Here is a 15,688-nt window from a genome sequence, read left to right on the forward strand (position 1 = left end):
AAGCCATGATAGAGATTGACAACATATATAATATGGACTGTATCGAGGGTATGAAGCTCATGGCGAACGGCAGTGTCGATGCCGTGATAGCGGATTTGCCTTACGGCGTGTTGAACCGTAGCAACAAGGCGGCACACTGGGACAGGCAGATACCGCTCGAAGCGTTGTGGAAACAGTACCGCAGGATCACCAAGCCGGGAAGCCCCGTTATCCTCTTTGCGCAGGGCATTTTCTCGGCGCAACTCATGCTCTCGCAACCCCGGATGTGGCGGTATAACCTCGTGTGGCGGAAAGACCGGGTAACGGGTCACCTGAATGCCAACCGGATGCCGCTACGCCAGCATGAGGACATCATCGTGTTCTACGACCGTCAGCCGGTATATCATCCTCAAATGACGCCGTGTCCACCGGAACGGAGGAATCATGGACGCCGCAAGACGGACGGTTTCACGAACCGCTGTTACGGTGAAATGAAACTGGCTCCGGTGCGTGTTGCCGAAGACAAGTACCCGACCTCTGTCATTTCCATACCCAAGGAACACAAGACAGGAGCATTCTATCATCCGACACAGAAGCCGGTAGCCTTGATAGAGTACCTGATACGTACCTATACCAACGAGGGCGATGTGGTGCTGGACAACTGCATCGGTTCGGGTACGACCGCCATTGCCGCCATCCGCACGGGGCGGCATTACATCGGATTCGAGATTGAACCGACGTATTGCGAAATTGTCGGACGACGGATTCGGGAGGAACTGGAACGTGGTCATGGATTAAAGAAAGCGAAATAAGGGAAATAAAGAAATAAACAATATCAACAGAAACGATATGAACAAGAAAATAATTGTAACTGCATTTCTTCTGGCGGCAGGACTTTTTGCCACACGGAACGCACAGGCTCAGCGTACATACGAAGAGATGGAACGGCTGACTGTCAATGAACAGGTAACGACCGTCATCACAGCCACGGAACCGGTCCGCTTCGTGGATATTTCCACAGACAAGGTGGCGGGCGACCAACCCATTGAGAACATCATCCGGTTGAAGCCCAAAGAGACGGGACACGAGGACGGTGAAGTGCTGGCCATCGTCACCATCGTAACGGAACGCTATCGCACGCAGTATGCACTCATCTACACCACGCGGATAAGCGAGGCGGTGGCAGACAAGGAAATTCAGCTACAGGAACGGGATGCCTACAACAATCCTACGGTCTCGATGTCCACAGCCGACATGGTGCGTTTTGCAAGACGGGTGTGGAACTCGCCCGCGAAAATCCGCAACGTGGCGACCAAGGCGCACCGAATGGTAATGCGCCTGAACAATATTTACTCGGTGGGCGACTATTTCTTCATCGACTTTTCCATCGAGAACAAAACGAACATCCGTTTCGACATCGACGAGATACGGGTGAAACTGTCGGACAAGAAACTTTCGAAGGCAACCAACGCGCAGACCATCGAGCTGACGCCTGCCCTGGTATTGGAACACGGCAAGACGTTCAAGCACGGCTACCGGAACGTGATTGTCGTGAAAAAGATGACCTTTCCGAACGACAAGCTGCTGACCATCGAAATGACGGAACAACAAATCAGCGGGCGCAATATCAGCCTGAACATTGACTACGAGGATGTGCTGTCGGCCGATTCATTTAACACCGCTTTATTGGAGGAGGAATGACGATGAAAAAGACGATAATACTGATGCTTGCCTGCATGTGCGTCTTCATGAATGCAAGTGCGCAGCGTAACAGCGGCCGCCTCTCGCTTGGAGTGGGATTGCTGTATGAGAACGGCATGGACGTAACGCTTGCTTACGAACATGAAATGAACTACCGCCATGCGTGGGAGTTTTTCGCCAACGGCTATCTGAAATGGACGGAATGTAAATCTTGCGGTCATATTTGTCCGGAATCCTTCTGGCGCAACTATCGCACTTACGGTTTCGGTGTGGCGTACAAACCTTGTGTGGTGCGTGGACGCAACCATTACGGCAACTTGCGTATCGGAGCTTCGGCAGGGAGCGACACGAACAAGTTTCTTGCCGGAATCCATGTGGGTTACGAGCACAATTATGTGCTGCGGTCGGGATGCACACTGTTCTGGCAGGTAAAGAGTGACATGATGATAAAAGGGGCGGATTTGCTGCGGACAGGTATCGTGCTGGGGGTGAAACTGCCGATAAAATAAAGGAAAAACAAAAAACGAAAATAACATGATACGAAAGATTCAATGGTTTGCAATGGCAGTGACGGCGGTATTGTGCGCTGCCTGTGACGCCCATATCGACGTACCTGATACGGCGGTACGTCCGGGACATATTCTCTGCGAGGACGGTACGGCTTTATCCTACGTACAGTATGAACAGTCGGGAAAACGGGCAATAGCGGTTGTCTTCGATACCGAACACCGTGAAGGTACGGAAGGGAACGGCTATGCGGTTTACCTGTGGGACATTGCTCCGGCAGCTTTTGCCGACAGCCTCGGTGTCGCACAAGGGACGTCGGCCGACATCGAGGCTTTGGACGGGAACATGAACACCTTTGCGCTGTACGACACACGGGAGACGGCTTCGCCTATGGCGGAAGCGGTCTTTGACCTGTGGCGGTACGGACAGAGTGCCTATATCCCGTCGGTGGCACAGATGCGGCTGCTGTATGCCGTCCGGGAAACCGTCAATCCTGTCATCGAACGGTGTGGCGGCCATCCGCTGCCGTTGGATGAAAACGACTGCTGGTACTGGACATCGACGGAGGTAACCGGACAGGAAACGGCGAAAGCGTGGCTTTACTCGACAGGAAGCGGTGCGATGCAGGAGACCCCGAAGACACAGGCGCACAAGGTGCGGCCGATTATCACACTGAACAGGTAGGAACGAAAAGAGGGAAAGGACAAAGACAATGGAAGAAAGCAAGGAACTACAAGGATTTTACAAAATATTCCGTGCGGTCATCTATATCTCCGTGCTGATGGAGTTCTTCGAGTATGCCATAGACCTTGCCATGCTCGACCACTGGGGCGGCATATTGATTGATATACACGGGCGCATCAAGCGATGGATGATCTATAACGACGGCAACCTCGTGTATAGTAAGATAGCGACCTTCCTACTCATCTGCATCACTTGTATCGGCACACGCAACAAAAAACACTTGGAGTTTGACGCACGCAGGCAAGTGTTATATCCACTTATCTGCGGATTGTTCTTGATTGTGTTCTCCGTGTGGCTGTACCATCATACGATGGAAACGAGGCTCTACACCCTGCCGCTGAACATCATCTTCTATATGGCGGCTACGCTGGTCGGTGTGATATTGGTGCATATCGCATTGGATAACATCTCGAAGTTCATCAAGGAGGGACTGGGTAAAGACCGGTTTAACTTCGAGAATGAAAGTTTCGAGCAGAGCGAAGAGAAGGATGAGAACCAGTATAGCGTGAATATACCGATGCGGTACTATTACAAAGGTAAATTTCGCAAGGGATGGGTGTCGATAAGCAACTGTTTCAGAGGAACATGGGTGGTTGGAACTCCAGGTAGCGGTAAGACGTTCAGTATCATAGAACCGTTCATCCGCCAACATAGTGCCAAGGGCTTCGCGATGGTGGTCTATGACTACAAATTTCCGACACTTGCCACTAAACTTTACTATCATTACAAGAAAAACCAGAAGCTCGGCAAAGTGCCAAAAGGATGCAAGTTCAACATCATCAACTTCGTGGATGTGGAGTACAGCAAACGGGTGAACCCCATTCAGGCAAAGTACATCAATAATCTTGCGGCGGCGAGCGAAACGGCGGAAACCCTGTTGGAATCCCTGCAGAAAGGCAAGAAAGAGGGAGGCGGAGGCAGTGACCAGTTCTTTCAGACTTCTGCCGTGAACTTTCTTGCCGCCTGTATCTACTTTTTCGTGAACTACGAGCGGGAACCCTACGATGCAAACGGAAAGAAACTGTATGCGGAGAAACGGCAAGATCCGCAGACGAAGTTCTGGAAGCCGACGGGTGTCGTTCGTGACCGTGAGGGTGGCAGCATCGTGGAACCTGCCTATTGGCTTGGAAAATACTCGGATATGCCGCATATCCTTTCATTTCTCAATGAGAGCTACCAGACTATTTTTGAGGTACTTGAGACGGACAACGAGGTCGCGCCGTTGCTCGGCCCGTTCCAAACGGCCTTCAAAAACAAGGCGATGGAACAGTTGGAAGGTATGATAGGTACGCTGCGTGTCTATACCAGCCGTTTGGCTACAAAGGAATCTTACTGGATATTCCACAAGGATGGGGACGATTTCGACCTGAAAGTTAGTGACCCCAAGTCACCCAGTTATCTGCTGATAGCCAACGATCCGGAAATGGAAAGTATCATCGGAGCGTTGAACGCTCTGATATTGAACCGTCTCGTTACCCGTGTGAACACCGGGCAGGGGAAAAATATTCCGGTCAGCATCATCGTGGATGAGCTACCGACACTGTATTTCCACAAGATAGACCGACTGATAGGTACGGCGAGAAGCAACAAGGTAAGCGTAACGCTGGGTTTTCAGGAGTTGCCGCAGTTGGAGGCTGACTACGGAAAAGTGGGAATGCAAAAAATCATCACGACAGTGGGCAACGTGGTAAGCGGTTCAGCTCGCGCAAAAGAGACACTGGAATGGTTGTCGAATGACATTTTCGGCAAGGTGGTACAGGTCAAAAAGGGCGTGACGATCGACCGGGACAAAACGAGTATCAATCTCAATGAGAACATGGACAGTCTTGTACCCGCCTCGAAAATTTCGGATATGGCGACGGGATGGATTTGCGGACAGACGGCACGTGATTTCGTGAAGACGAAAACCGGTACGGGAGGCTCGATGAACATTCAGGAGTCGGAAGAGTTCAAGACTACAAAGTTCTTCTGCAAGACGGATTTCGATATGAGGGAGATAAAAGCGGAGGAAGCGGCCTATGTACCGCTACCGAAGTTCTACACTTTCAAGTCGAGGGAGGAACGGGAACGCATCTTGTATAAAAATTTCATACAAGTCGGACAGGATGTAAAAGACATGATAGCGGATGTACTGAACAAGCGTGGGGCGAAATAAATCAAAATCCCTGCAATAATTTACGTGGTTATTGCAGGGATTTTTGTATTCCATTCAGCTACCCGAAATCTTGCGGACATAAATGAATCATCTGACAGTTTCCGATTTGGAATCGTTTTCCGACAGCAGATTTTGTAATTTGTCGATGTCCGGTAGAGTCTTGCGCAAATTTTCCGGCATTTCTTGGGCTGTGCGGTATGTCGCCACGCCCATAGGCTTATCATAGTCGCGCACCATGATTTCGACAAATTGGCGGTTGGCATCCTGACATAGGACAATACCGATTGAAGGGTTCTCGTGCGGTTTCTTGTCGGTCATATCATATACAGTCAGATAACCGCTAAGCTGTCCGAGATAATTCGGGCGGAACTTGCCCCGTTTCAATTCCACGATTACGCTGGCATTCAGTTCTCTGTTGAAGAATACAAGGTCAGCAAACATTTCCTCTCCGGCAACTATCAGGCGATGCTGACTGTCGATAAAAGTGAAGTCGTTTCCAAAACGGAGAATGAACTGCTTGATATTGGTTACGATTTGGTTTTCGATGACCTTTTCGTTCCAGTCCTGTTCGCGTTCTCCCACATTCTCCAGATTAACCATTTCGAGCATATACTCATCCTTGAACGCCAATGTCGCTTTTACGGCATAAATGGCTTCGGGCAGCACTTGAAGGAAGTTGCTCGGCAAAGATCCGCGATTTGAATAGATGTCTTCTTTCAAGTAATTTTTGAGAGAGGATAGCGACCACGCATTTTGAGCGGCACAATGGATATAGAACAATCGTTCTGCGATGTCTTTTGAACGAGTCAGGATTTCAATATGATGTGAAAAGCTAATCTTGACAAAATCGTCCCAGGTAAATTCGGTATTGACCGGTTGCCCGATAAGTTGCAGCAGTAGATGCTCGTCAATATCCAATTCGCCCAACGCTGTTGGATGAATTAAAGCCGTACCCTTTTCCGACGAATGGTTTTCCAATTCGCCCAACACTGTTGGACGAATTAAAAACGTCCTCCATTCCTCATAGAATGAGCGCATCCGTTTCAACCCCGATTCAGAAAAGCCGTGCAGACCGGGCAACTCCCGTTGAAGGAGCTTTGATATGGTAGGCAATGCTTTAGTACCCCAACAGCCGATGCGGGAATTTTCAGACACGAATTTCCCCACTCCAAAATACAACGAGAGAGTTTCTTTGTTGACCGCAGCCGCACTTCTATACCGGCAGCGTTCGATGGCATGTTTGATTATCTCTACTGCCTCTGCATATTGTGTATAATCCGATGGGATAACTTGTTGTTCCATATACATACGTTTTTGTGCCGCAAAGGTACGAAAAATACGGGATATACAGGGCAGAATGCCAACATATTATAGTGCCGTGTGGGTCTTATTCGGTATTTTTAGCGTTCCGGTTTCCTGCACTCGCTTTGCTGCCAATCTACTCACTTAGATGTTCATGTGTCTGGGGCGTGCCGAGAAAGCCGGTAGCGGTGTGGATAAGATTGTGAGCGGTTGGCAGTCTTTGGGTTGGCCGCTTCCTACTGTAGCCGAGGAAACACGTCCGGACTATGTTGTGCTGACCTTGCAGTTAGGGATGAAAACCCGACAAGAAAACCTCGCAAGCAGGATTTGAGAAAAGAGCAAATCTTGGAGTTCTGTGTTGAGCCGCAATCCCTATCTGATATTTTGCAACATTTAGGATTGAAAGATAGGGAAAATCTTATGGAGGTCTATATCAATCCGATGATTGGTGCAGGGGTATTGGAAATGACGGAGCCGGACAATCCCACAAGCCGTAACCAGATGTATGTAACGGTAAAAGTGGAACAAGAATTTCAAAAGTAAGTTTATAATAGGATATTGCGGCTTGGACGCATCCAACCTCATACAAATAACACTGCCCGCGTGAAAATGGGGGCAGTGTTATTTATATGGTAGTTCGCTTATTTAAGCTCGTGTACCGCTTAAAAGTTCGGCAAGTTGCCGGTCGCAGAATTTATCGTATTCCTCCTTGTCTGTACCGCTTTCGATAGCCCGGTCGATAACATCGCCCAGTTCGTCGAAGCAGACTTCTTCATTGACACACTTTGCATTGCTATCATCTTCTTTCAGTAGATAGACCTCGTAGTAATCAGAGCCGTTGAGAGCGATAACGACATATCCGGCGTGTAACCGTCCGTTTACTTTCAGCCGCAGTGCCGGTAATTCTTGGAATACCGTAGCGACAAATTCGCTGACTCCCCACGACATAAAGACGGGTATGGGGGTAAATGACAGTAATTGTTCTTTGATGGTCTGTGCGATGTGCATTACATACTCTTTATCCATAACTTTGATTTTTAATATGATTATTGATTTATGTTAGTTGAACCATTCGGGGTTATCCTCTTTTAATTCCGTGATGAGTTCATCGTCCGGTAATTTGAGGGTCTTCGCATCGGCGAAAAAGAAAACCTCGTCATATATTTGTTCGGCTTCCTTACTTGCAAAACCTTCGCTCTCGTCCTCGAAACTGCCCGGATGAAGTGCATCGAGCAGAGCGGTAGAGCCGATAAGTAGTTCTTCACCTTCGTTGGATTTCACGATACGGCAGATGTAGATATTGCCGTCAAATTGTAGTTCTTTCGTTTTCATACGCCTGTTATCTTAATGGGATATGTCTCCCGTTTGCCTTGAGGTATTCCATGATACACTTCGCTTCTTCGTGCGATGCACGGTTGCGGTCATCGTAATTGCGTGTCTCGTCTGCCATGACCACGATACACTCCTTTACCAACCTGTAAAGGCTTTGCTGCAGCGTGGGGTGCATTTCGGGGATAGCGGCTGCAAACCGTTTGGGATTGAAGCCGTAATCGTTCACTGCTCTTTCCCAGTCTTTGGCGAGCTGGTACTCCTTGCTTTCCTTGATGTTGTCCATAATCTTGAATTTTAATGATTTGTTTTTTATTCCCTCCGTTCGATTCCTTTCTGTCGGAACCGCTTTGGGATTTTATAGATGCGGTAAACGGTTGTCGGTACAGCTTCATACGGGAGGCTTTTCCTGCCAATTACTCTTTCTGAGGGAAGGAAGAATTTGCAGGAAATACATTTCAAGCCGCCGGATCAAGCGCGACGGCCGACCTTTGCATCTGATAAAACCAAACCGGGGCTGACAGGGAATGAAGCTGGGGAAACGCTATAAAAGGGAAGTTGAAAATGGTAAAAAAGAGAGGAAACGAAAGCTATGAATGGAGGAAGGGTGGGTGGTGACGGGTTCGTCAGAAAGTTAAAAGAGGTACTTGGGTCCTTTGTCCGGAGCATACAAAAATGAATAGAGGGCGGATTTCCCCCCCCCTATTCGTTATGACAACAACATTTGTCAGGCAGCTATTTCTTCCGTTTGCGGTTCGGTCTGTGCTTCCGCTTCGGGTTGCGGTTCATCGGGTTGTTCCGCTTCCTGCGTGGCTTGTTCCTGCAAAGCGGCTTTTTTTTCCTTAATGCGTTGGTGCCGCTTTTCGTACACTTCATTATATCCGTCTTGGATATTGGCAAGTTCTTCGGGCATATGCTTTTGGGCGAAGCCAAGCAACAGGGAGGCTGTGGCGTTGTTACCGAATGCGTCCTTGAAATTGGCAATCAGATAATCCCTGCGGATAACGGCTTTCTGCTTGGCGGTAAGGTTCTCGATGATGCGCATTTTGTCCTCGCTCGTAAGGTAGTAATAAGAACCTTTATCTTCAATTCCCACCTCATTGAAATGCTCTTTGCGGAGTGAGGAGAGCAGGAAGAAATACACCATTTTCTCCTCGTCCTGTCCAAATTTGCGCTCTGACATATCGACCTCTAAAATCCGCTTTTTGGTGTCTTCAACGGTCTTTTCGAGGGCAATCTCCTTGTTGCGTTTGTCCTGCTTTTCCAACTTCTCGATAGGTGAAAGCGGCATTTCGGTTGCTGTACCGTTTACGGTGGTAGCGGTATTTGCAACATAGCACAGTGTAATGTCGTTGCTCTCAATACGGAGATAGAGGGAGATTTCTCCTGCTTCGCTTCGGGTGCGGATTGCTTCGCATTTTTCGGTGTAACCGTTCAATTCCTGCCCGTAATCCTTTTCTGCATCCTCGTATTCCTCGGTGGTATCATAATCCTCTTTTTGAGGTGCTTGGGGGCTTTCGGGGTATTTCGTTGCATAGGTTTTAAGGCTTTCCACTTCGTAGCCCATAGCGGTAAGTCGGTCGATGACAGCTTCATTGTAATTGTAGCTTTCGTGGCAGAGGGGAACGGCAGGGTGCTGTTCCATGAGCCGCATAGCCTTTTCGGTAAGGTGCGATGTGTTCATTTCCACCAAGCAAGCGCGGTTGGCGCAATTTCCGCAACCACCCTCACAGAACAACATCATATTATTGGTATTGTGAGGGCATGAAAGACAAAGGGTTTTGTCGAATGAATAGCGATTGAGGTCTGCGGTGTATTGCCGTTCGATGCTTTGTGCCACCTCGGAAGCTTTCATGCCTCGCCAACTATTGTACTGCACCCCCTCTTTCAGATGTTGGTCGTACACCTCACGCTGTATCTCTTCCCCATAACGGCAGATTTCACTTGCCACGCTGATTGTGATTTCGTCCTGCTCCAACAGCAAAGCGATTTCGGGTATCAAGGAAACGAATTTAAGTCGTGTACGGATATATGCCTCCGTCTTGCCGAACTGCACGGTCAAGGACTGTACATCGTGGCGACCGCTGTCTATGAGCTTTTGGTAGGCGTTGGCTTCCTCAATCGGGGTCACATCCTTACGCTGCAGGTTCTCGGTAATCGCCATTTCCTCGGCTGTCTCGTCTGAAATTTCCATGACGATAGCCGGAATTTCCGCCAATTCAGCCATGAGGGAAGCACGGTATCTGCGTTCTCCGAATACAATCTCGAAACGGTTGTCCGCAATAGGGCGCACACCGATAGGCTGAAGCACTCCCTGCTGACGGATGCTCTCGGCAAGTTCCGCAAGGCTTGTCTCGTCAAAGTTCTTACGTGGGTTGTAGTTACTCGGCTGAATGTCTGCCAATGCTACCGATGTGATGTTCTTCTCTACTGCTTGAACTGCTGTTGTTGCCATAATCATAAAATTTAATTGGTTGATATTTGATTTTTTTATTTTCCCTTTTTTCGGTTCTTTTCTCTGCCTGAACCGCTTGGGATTTACAGATGCTTCAAGGGACTGACGAACAAGCTATTTTCAACGCTTTTTCCGGAAAATTACTCTTTCGCAGGAAGGAAGAATTTTACGAGAAATGCACTTCAAAGCGGTGAAATCAAGCGCGGCAGTCCAAATTTGCGTCTGGAAAACCAACCGGCGATGGCAGGAACGAGGCCGGACAAGCGGCAAGTGGAATAAATAAAAAAGTAATACAACCATGCGGTTATAAGAGGTAATAGAACAGGAGAACACCCAGGAGGGTATAAACAGGAAAAACGCTACCTTGTGGACGTGCCCATAAGATAGCGGTATGCTATAAAAGGTATATCGGATGGGGACTACAACCGCCGTACCGGTTATTTCTCGTGCTTTTCCAAATACTCTTTCATCGCCTCGTTCACGATGTCCCGTAGAGACATATTCTTTTCGATGGCGAGGTACTTCATCCGGGTATGAATACTTTTGTTTATGACAAAGTTGCAATGTACAGCAGGCTCTTTTTCCGTTTTGACCGGTGCAGGTTCTTTCTTTTGCGTGGACTTCCCGGTGGATGACAGCAAGCCGTCCAGTCCGCTTCTCATGCCGTTTTTCAATGAATCACTTTTGCCCATATCGTTTTTATTTTAATTTCAACACTTCTTTTGCTAACTCCATGTAGTCCTTTGCCCCGTTGCTGTTCTTGTTATACTCAAAGATATTCATGCCTTTTATCGGAGCTTCGGCCAATGATACATTGTCCCGGATGACGGTCTTGAATACCTTGTCGCAGAACGATTCGCTGATTAGTTCCGCCACACTTTTGTTGAGCGTCTTGCGCTTGTCAAACTGGGTGATGACAATGCCGCCGATATTTAGGTTTGGGTTCAAACGTTCCTTGACAATCCCGACCACATTTGTAATCTTTGCCATTCCGCGCATGGCGAGGAACTGCGCCTGTACCGGGATAATCAGGAAATCCGCCGATGTGAGGGCGTTCAGTGTCAGCAAACCCAGCGAGGGCGGACAGTCAATCAGGATATAGTCGAATTTACGGGTTTCAAGCAATTTTGCAATCAGCCCTTTTAGTATTAATTCCCGCCCCGGCTCGTTGATAAGCTCGGATTCTGTCGCCGACAAATCGAGGCAGGACGGTACAACGGAAAGACCGTTTTCCAACTCGAATACCGGTAAGGTATATTCGCCTTTCATCGCTCCGTACACCGTCCGTTCCTCTTCGATGGAGAGACCGCAGGATTCCGTGAGGTTTGCCTGACCGTCCATGTCGATGAGCAGTACACGCTTTTTCTTCTGCTGCAATGCGGCAGCAAGATTGATGGTGGTAGTTGTCTTTCCGACACCGCCCTTGTGGTTCAAAACTGCGATTATTTTTGTCATAATTTCGTGTCTTTATATCTGATACAAAGATAATACTATTTTTAGTATTTACTATTATTAGTGTATACTATTTTACTACTTTTGTATATTTTAGTATTATAGCATCTACTACTATACTAAAATACTGATTGACTAAATGTAGTGCATTCTATCATTTCTGATGGGATATTTCCTAATATCCTACTTTACTAACCTTAGTATATACTACATTTAGTATTTGTTGTATAACAGCAAAATAAGCTCATTTTGGAATTAGTCTTATAAATCATCATCATGCGCATTAGATAAATTCTGTCTCAAGTGCTTCCAACAAGTCGTGTATTTGTTTTTCCGCTTCCTCCATATCCGATACAATGTCCTTGATGTGGTAAGGTGCGCCATTTTTACCGTGCCCATCATTTCCAATCCATAGATAGGCTTCGTAATCCGGGTCAAAACCCTCGAAATATTGTTCCATGTCAGCAATGAGGGTATCAATGTCCTCACATTTCATTTCGGCACTGAAATTAAAATCCTGCCCATAGTTGGTATAGCGTTGGAAGTCGAACTGAATATTTGATTTATTTTTGTCATCCACACTTATACTCCAGCCTTTGCTTTGGGATATTTCCGTTACTTTTTGTATCTTTTCTTGAGCGGTCATAGTTTTGAGTTTATAGTGGGGAGACTTCACACCGTCCTACCGATTGCTTTAATCCGTTATTTGAAAGTAATACTCCTGCAGCTCGTCTGGCCATTCGGCGGTCATAGAGCGTGGCTTTCTGGTTGTCCCGCTCGTGCCATTGCCAAATTTTGTGATTAAGTACAAGGCACAGCTCTGTCCAATGCTTGTAGTTATCTTTCCATTCTGCCTTAACCTTTCTGTATGTGTCAGCTATGGCTTCATTCCCGAACTTGTCTGCCATAGAGAAGTCCTGCCAAAAGGTTGTCATCGGGTCATAGCCAGTAATTTCCGCTATATTCCACTTGGGAATTACTATTTTTAATATTTCCATACTTATTATTGTTTTTGTAATACTCATGAATCAAGATTACTATTTCCCTTTGTTCGGTCTGTTTGCGACCGCCGGGAAGATTTTTCTGCTTTCAGAAGGTGGCGGGGAACAATCGGACAAGGCTGATCCGGAAAAATACGCTCGACAGCGGAGAGGAAGATTTTTACGTGTCATTTGCGGCAGTATGCCGGCATTGGCAGGATTGGAGCCGCCGGTTACCTTTGCGGAAAATTCTGTTCCGTAGGTCGCACGGCAGCGGACTTGGGTTTAATGGGAATCCGTTAGAAAAGGAAAGATTTATGAATAAAAGAGTGAGGCGGCCAGCCGGGACGGACTTTCCGATGGACTGTCTTGGGACTACAGAGGGCAGGATTTATCCCGCCCCCTGTAATGCCAAGTCTGTCCGTGTCCGTCCTTTTGCAAAAAGGGGCTTCACGCACTTTATGTAACGTGTTACACAAAATGCGTGAGGCTGCTTGAAGCAAACTGGCCGCAGGATGTAAGGCTATATGAGGGAGAAAGGAATTTTATAAAAGGCCGTTGGTCGATCGGAACAACAAACCGTACCGAGACTTTGCCCGATACGGTCTTGCATATAACTCAGTCTATGTCATAGCCTATCATGTATTCATCGTTGATAAGCAGATAATAGTAGCCGTTGCCACAATTCCTGTATTCTTTGCTGAATCCAGCCGCCATATCTCCATTTTCGCGTGGCTCACACCATAACGTACCGTCATAGCCACAAAAGTCGAAGCGTCCGGTGGAAAACTTTTCGCCTTGCTTCAGTGCCGTTCTGAAACGAGCCATATCCCAACTGCTGCAATACTTCTCGATGGTGGCAAGTCCGATACACTTGCCGTCGATGCGTGTGCCGGTCGTGATGCGGTTCTCGTAGAGGGATTTATCCAAATCGGCATTAGCGATTTTGCGAAGCCAATCATTCGTATGCGTGGCAAGTCGGGCAAGTTTCTGGTATTTCAAGACCTGTTTCTTTCCTATGTCCGCTGCATCTTCGGGAGAGGATGACGGATAGTATATCTTCTCAATGCTTGCCCAATCCGTGAAGATGTACCCGCTTTTTCGTTTTCTTGGCGCAATAATGCCGATGACGTTTTCATTGCGGTTGATGAATAATCGCCTACGTTGTCCTGCAATCCTTACATATAAAGAGGTGGAATTCTGCTCGTTTCGGAGATAGGCTTCTGCCGGATGAATAGTTGTTGTTTCCATATTTGTATAAATTTTGATTTTTGCTGTTCCTATTTTGGTTTACCTGTTCAAAGTTCCGGGATTGTGCCGTTCTTATATAGAACACCGTCCCGATAATGGGACACGATGCCCGGCTTAAGTCCCATTTCCTCAAAGGCTATATGCCTGATATAGTCCTTGTATTCTTTGCCAATGAAATTCTTTCCACAAAGGTTGTTGAAAATCATAGGGACGGAAAAACCGTCTTCGCTCGATAATATCACTTTGTCGTCTTGTCTAATTTCTTCTACCATACTTGTTTACTTTTAATTGGTTGAACTATCATGCTGATTTTTCTTTTTCCCTGCTTTCGTTTGCCGTGCAGGTTTGTTTTCAGCTTTTTGAGGCAGCCAGAGGATGAAGCTGTGGCATCATAAGCCAAACCCGGATAGAAAACCGACCGTGTAACAGTCTGTTTTCGTCATCCGAATGCAATGCGGCTTGGCGATTATGCGCTTCGTCCTACATTCGCCGACGAAAAGAGTAAAGAATGACCTGCCGGTAAAAGCAAGGATTTTGTAAAAAAGAAGAGTCGTATATGATAGAAAAAACGGCTTGGGATGTGAGAAAATACCCTGAAAAATTTGCGGTGTATCGTATTTTATGTAATTTTGCAGTTGTATTTCAAAATTGCATAAACAGTATGGAGGCAAAATATATCCACAGGGAGCTATCCGCCGTGATAGAAGAGGCTTACCGCTATTTTTCAGTCATTACGGTAACAGGACCGCGCCAGTCCGGAAAGACGACGCTGCTCCGCAACTTGTTCTCATACCTACCGTATTACTCGTTGGAAAATCTTGATGTCCGGAGTTTCGCCGAAAACGACCCGGTCGCTTTTCTGAACCAGCACACGGAGGGCATGATTCTTGACGAGGTACACAACGCTCCGAACCTGCTGTCGTATATTCAGGGTATGGTGGACAATGATGCCGACCGGCGGTTTATCCTTTCGGGCAGTTCGCAGTTTGCCATGCTGAAAAAGGTTACACAGTCTTTGGCAGGACGTACCGCCGTTTTCGAGTTGCTCCCCCTGTCATACTCCGAAATACGGGAGCAGATCACCGATACGCCTCTTGACAACCTGCTGTTTAACGGGTTTTACCCTGCCATTTATTCGGGCCGTAACATACCCAAATTTCTTTATCCGGCGTACATGAAAACCTATCTGGACAAGGACGTGCGCGACCTGCTACAAATCAAGGACATGATGCAGTTCCACACATTCATCAGGCTTTGCGCCGGACGTATCGGATCGCTGTTCAAAGCCTCTGAACTGGCCAACGAAATCGGTGTCAGTTCACATACCGTTACGGCATGGCTGTCCGTCTTACAGGCATCTTATATTGTTTTCCTGCTACCTCCCTATTTCGAGAACACACGCAAACGGCTGACTAAAACTCCCAAGCTCTATTTTACGGATACAGGGCTTGCCTGTCACCTGCTCGGCATCGAATCGCCGGAACAGCTTGCACGGGACAAGATGCGTGGGGCGTTGTTCGAGAACTTCATCGTAACGGAAGCCTTGAAGCGGCGGTATAACCAAGGCAAGGAAAGCAACCTCTATTTTTACAGGGATTCGAACCAGAACGAGGTCGATTTGCTGTTGAAAAAACATTCGGGGCTATACGGTATTGAAATCAAGTCGGCGATGACCTACCATGCGGACTTCGAGAAGGCGTTGAAACAAATGGACGGCTGGGTCAAAGAAACCATACTGGGTAAGGCGGTGGCCTATGCGGGTACACTCGAAAATACTGCTGGAGAAATCAAACTTCTGAATTACAGTCACCTGGATGAGGTGTTGGCTTAACA

At 47.5% G+C, this 15,688-nt stretch carries 20 protein-coding genes; 9 read left to right on the forward strand and 11 right to left on the reverse strand.

Annotation, left to right across the window (positions count from 1 at the left end; genetic code table 11):
- Positions 1 to 5 precede the first annotated feature (5 nt).
- Genes OCV81_RS01175 through OCV81_RS01195 form a run of 5 tightly spaced genes read left to right on the forward strand, consistent with a single transcriptional unit; the run spans position 6 to position 5,086 of the window.
- A complete protein-coding gene (locus OCV81_RS01175) occupies positions 6 to 791 on the forward strand; it encodes a DNA-methyltransferase (protein WP_004320483.1) in 786 nt (261 codons plus the stop codon).
- A 37-nt stretch (positions 792 to 828) separates the two neighbouring features.
- Positions 829 to 1,680, forward strand: a complete 852-nt coding sequence (traN, locus tag OCV81_RS01180) for a conjugative transposon protein TraN (RefSeq protein WP_004320485.1) — start codon at positions 829 to 831, stop codon at positions 1,678 to 1,680.
- The gene (locus OCV81_RS01185; protein WP_004320486.1) at positions 1,677 to 2,189 is read left to right on the forward strand and encodes a hypothetical protein; all 513 of its coding nucleotides are present in this window, start codon (positions 1,677 to 1,679) and stop codon (positions 2,187 to 2,189) included. Before traN ends, OCV81_RS01185 begins: the two co-directional genes overlap by 4 nt.
- A gap of 25 nt (positions 2,190 to 2,214) precedes the next feature.
- Entirely contained in the window at positions 2,215 to 2,871 is a 657-nt protein-coding gene (locus OCV81_RS01190) for a hypothetical protein (RefSeq protein WP_004320488.1), read from the forward strand.
- Between the two features lie 28 nt (positions 2,872 to 2,899).
- Entirely contained in the window at positions 2,900 to 5,086 is a 2,187-nt protein-coding gene (locus OCV81_RS01195) for a type IV secretory system conjugative DNA transfer family protein (RefSeq protein WP_004320491.1), read from the forward strand.
- 87 nt (positions 5,087 to 5,173) lie between these two features.
- On the opposite strand, the gene OCV81_RS01200 is transcribed toward OCV81_RS01195, so the two are convergent.
- Complete coding sequence (locus OCV81_RS01200) at positions 5,174 to 6,388, reverse strand: PDDEXK nuclease domain-containing protein (RefSeq protein WP_004320495.1); 1,215 nt, start codon at positions 6,386 to 6,388, stop codon at positions 5,174 to 5,176.
- 148 nt (positions 6,389 to 6,536) lie between these two features.
- Between OCV81_RS01200 and OCV81_RS01205 the strand changes: the two genes are divergently transcribed.
- Together OCV81_RS01205 and OCV81_RS01210 are read left to right on the forward strand one after the other, a co-directional pair.
- The gene (locus OCV81_RS01205; RefSeq protein WP_008782490.1) at positions 6,537 to 6,719 is read left to right on the forward strand and encodes a hypothetical protein; all 183 of its coding nucleotides are present in this window, start codon (positions 6,537 to 6,539) and stop codon (positions 6,717 to 6,719) included.
- Positions 6,720 to 6,808: 89 nt separating this feature from the next.
- A complete protein-coding gene (locus tag OCV81_RS01210) occupies positions 6,809 to 6,931 on the forward strand; it encodes a Fic family protein (protein ID WP_004320497.1) in 123 nt (40 codons plus the stop codon).
- A 102-nt stretch (positions 6,932 to 7,033) separates the two neighbouring features.
- On the opposite strand, the gene OCV81_RS01215 is transcribed toward OCV81_RS01210, so the two are convergent.
- From OCV81_RS01215 to OCV81_RS01250, 8 genes are all read right to left on the reverse strand, one after another.
- Positions 7,034 to 7,414 carry a hypothetical protein gene (locus tag OCV81_RS01215; protein ID WP_004320499.1) on the reverse strand — a complete coding sequence of 127 codons (381 nt, stop codon included), beginning with the start codon at positions 7,412 to 7,414 and terminating at the stop codon, positions 7,034 to 7,036.
- Between the two features lie 33 nt (positions 7,415 to 7,447).
- A complete protein-coding gene (locus OCV81_RS01220) occupies positions 7,448 to 7,720 on the reverse strand; it encodes a hypothetical protein (RefSeq protein ID WP_004320500.1) in 273 nt (90 codons plus the stop codon).
- Positions 7,721 to 7,727: 7 nt separating this feature from the next.
- Entirely contained in the window at positions 7,728 to 8,003 is a 276-nt protein-coding gene (locus tag OCV81_RS01225) for a hypothetical protein (protein WP_004320502.1), read from the reverse strand.
- Between the two features lie 441 nt (positions 8,004 to 8,444).
- Positions 8,445 to 10,172, reverse strand: coding sequence for a ParB/RepB/Spo0J family partition protein (locus OCV81_RS01230; protein ID WP_004320504.1), 1,728 nt, complete (start codon positions 10,170 to 10,172; stop codon positions 8,445 to 8,447).
- Between the two features lie 437 nt (positions 10,173 to 10,609).
- Entirely contained in the window at positions 10,610 to 10,864 is a 255-nt protein-coding gene (locus OCV81_RS01235; protein ID WP_004320506.1) for a hypothetical protein, read from the reverse strand.
- A gap of 7 nt (positions 10,865 to 10,871) precedes the next feature.
- Positions 10,872 to 11,627 carry a ParA family protein gene (locus tag OCV81_RS01240; protein ID WP_004320508.1) on the reverse strand — a complete coding sequence of 252 codons (756 nt, stop codon included), beginning with the start codon at positions 11,625 to 11,627 and terminating at the stop codon, positions 10,872 to 10,874.
- A 280-nt stretch (positions 11,628 to 11,907) separates the two neighbouring features.
- Positions 11,908 to 12,270: a hypothetical protein gene (locus OCV81_RS01245; protein WP_004320510.1), complete on the reverse strand. Its 363-nt coding sequence runs from the start codon at positions 12,268 to 12,270 to the stop codon at positions 11,908 to 11,910.
- Positions 12,271 to 12,280: 10 nt separating this feature from the next.
- Complete coding sequence (locus OCV81_RS01250; RefSeq protein WP_004320512.1) at positions 12,281 to 12,622, reverse strand: hypothetical protein; 342 nt, start codon at positions 12,620 to 12,622, stop codon at positions 12,281 to 12,283.
- Between the two features lie 25 nt (positions 12,623 to 12,647).
- Between OCV81_RS01250 and OCV81_RS01255 the strand changes: the two genes are divergently transcribed.
- Complete coding sequence (locus tag OCV81_RS01255) at positions 12,648 to 12,866, forward strand: hypothetical protein (RefSeq protein ID WP_004320514.1); 219 nt, start codon at positions 12,648 to 12,650, stop codon at positions 12,864 to 12,866.
- Between the two features lie 356 nt (positions 12,867 to 13,222).
- Here OCV81_RS01255 and OCV81_RS01260 read toward each other — a convergent pair whose 3' ends face one another.
- Both OCV81_RS01260 and OCV81_RS01265 read right to left on the reverse strand, forming a co-directional pair.
- Complete coding sequence (locus tag OCV81_RS01260) at positions 13,223 to 13,855, reverse strand: hypothetical protein (RefSeq protein WP_004320516.1); 633 nt, start codon at positions 13,853 to 13,855, stop codon at positions 13,223 to 13,225.
- A 47-nt stretch (positions 13,856 to 13,902) separates the two neighbouring features.
- Positions 13,903 to 14,127, reverse strand: coding sequence for a DUF7688 family protein (locus OCV81_RS01265; protein ID WP_004320520.1), 225 nt, complete (start codon positions 14,125 to 14,127; stop codon positions 13,903 to 13,905).
- A gap of 284 nt (positions 14,128 to 14,411) precedes the next feature.
- Between OCV81_RS01265 and OCV81_RS01270 the strand changes: the two genes are divergently transcribed.
- The gene (locus OCV81_RS01270; RefSeq protein WP_004320523.1) at positions 14,412 to 15,686 is read left to right on the forward strand and encodes an ATP-binding protein; all 1,275 of its coding nucleotides are present in this window, start codon (positions 14,412 to 14,414) and stop codon (positions 15,684 to 15,686) included.
- Positions 15,687 to 15,688: the final 2 nt, after the last annotated feature.

Origin of the sequence: Phocaeicola fibrisolvens, assembly GCF_025567125.1 — a bacterium.
Taxonomy (GTDB): Bacteria; Bacteroidota; Bacteroidia; order Bacteroidales; family Bacteroidaceae; genus Phocaeicola; species Phocaeicola fibrisolvens.

Bases quoted from the DNA above. Each gene is read 5' to 3' on its own strand.
- OCV81_RS01175 (WP_004320483.1), top strand. From the start codon at position 6: ATGATAGAGATTGACAACATATATAATATGGACTGTATCGAGGGTATG.
- traN (WP_004320485.1), top strand. From the start codon at position 829: ATGAACAAGAAAATAATTGTAACTGCATTTCTTCTGGCGGCAGGACTT.
- OCV81_RS01185 (WP_004320486.1), top strand. From the start codon at position 1,677: ATGACGATGAAAAAGACGATAATACTGATGCTTGCCTGCATGTGCGTC.
- OCV81_RS01190 (WP_004320488.1), top strand. From the start codon at position 2,215: ATGATACGAAAGATTCAATGGTTTGCAATGGCAGTGACGGCGGTATTG.
- OCV81_RS01195 (WP_004320491.1), top strand. From the start codon at position 2,900: ATGGAAGAAAGCAAGGAACTACAAGGATTTTACAAAATATTCCGTGCG.
- OCV81_RS01200 (WP_004320495.1), bottom strand. From the start codon at position 6,388: ATGGAACAACAAGTTATCCCATCGGATTATACACAATATGCAGAGGCA.
- OCV81_RS01205 (WP_008782490.1), top strand. From the start codon at position 6,537: ATGTTCATGTGTCTGGGGCGTGCCGAGAAAGCCGGTAGCGGTGTGGAT.
- OCV81_RS01210 (WP_004320497.1), top strand. From the start codon at position 6,809: ATGGAGGTCTATATCAATCCGATGATTGGTGCAGGGGTATTGGAAATG.
- OCV81_RS01215 (WP_004320499.1), bottom strand. From the start codon at position 7,414: ATGGATAAAGAGTATGTAATGCACATCGCACAGACCATCAAAGAACAA.
- OCV81_RS01220 (WP_004320500.1), bottom strand. From the start codon at position 7,720: ATGAAAACGAAAGAACTACAATTTGACGGCAATATCTACATCTGCCGT.
- OCV81_RS01225 (WP_004320502.1), bottom strand. From the start codon at position 8,003: ATGGACAACATCAAGGAAAGCAAGGAGTACCAGCTCGCCAAAGACTGG.
- OCV81_RS01230 (WP_004320504.1), bottom strand. From the start codon at position 10,172: ATGGCAACAACAGCAGTTCAAGCAGTAGAGAAGAACATCACATCGGTA.
- OCV81_RS01235 (WP_004320506.1), bottom strand. From the start codon at position 10,864: ATGGGCAAAAGTGATTCATTGAAAAACGGCATGAGAAGCGGACTGGAC.
- OCV81_RS01240 (WP_004320508.1), bottom strand. From the start codon at position 11,627: ATGACAAAAATAATCGCAGTTTTGAACCACAAGGGCGGTGTCGGAAAG.
- OCV81_RS01245 (WP_004320510.1), bottom strand. From the start codon at position 12,270: ATGACCGCTCAAGAAAAGATACAAAAAGTAACGGAAATATCCCAAAGC.
- OCV81_RS01250 (WP_004320512.1), bottom strand. From the start codon at position 12,622: ATGGAAATATTAAAAATAGTAATTCCCAAGTGGAATATAGCGGAAATT.
- OCV81_RS01255 (WP_004320514.1), top strand. From the start codon at position 12,648: ATGAATCAAGATTACTATTTCCCTTTGTTCGGTCTGTTTGCGACCGCC.
- OCV81_RS01260 (WP_004320516.1), bottom strand. From the start codon at position 13,855: ATGGAAACAACAACTATTCATCCGGCAGAAGCCTATCTCCGAAACGAG.
- OCV81_RS01265 (WP_004320520.1), bottom strand. From the start codon at position 14,127: ATGGTAGAAGAAATTAGACAAGACGACAAAGTGATATTATCGAGCGAA.
- OCV81_RS01270 (WP_004320523.1), top strand. From the start codon at position 14,412: ATGATAGAAAAAACGGCTTGGGATGTGAGAAAATACCCTGAAAAATTT.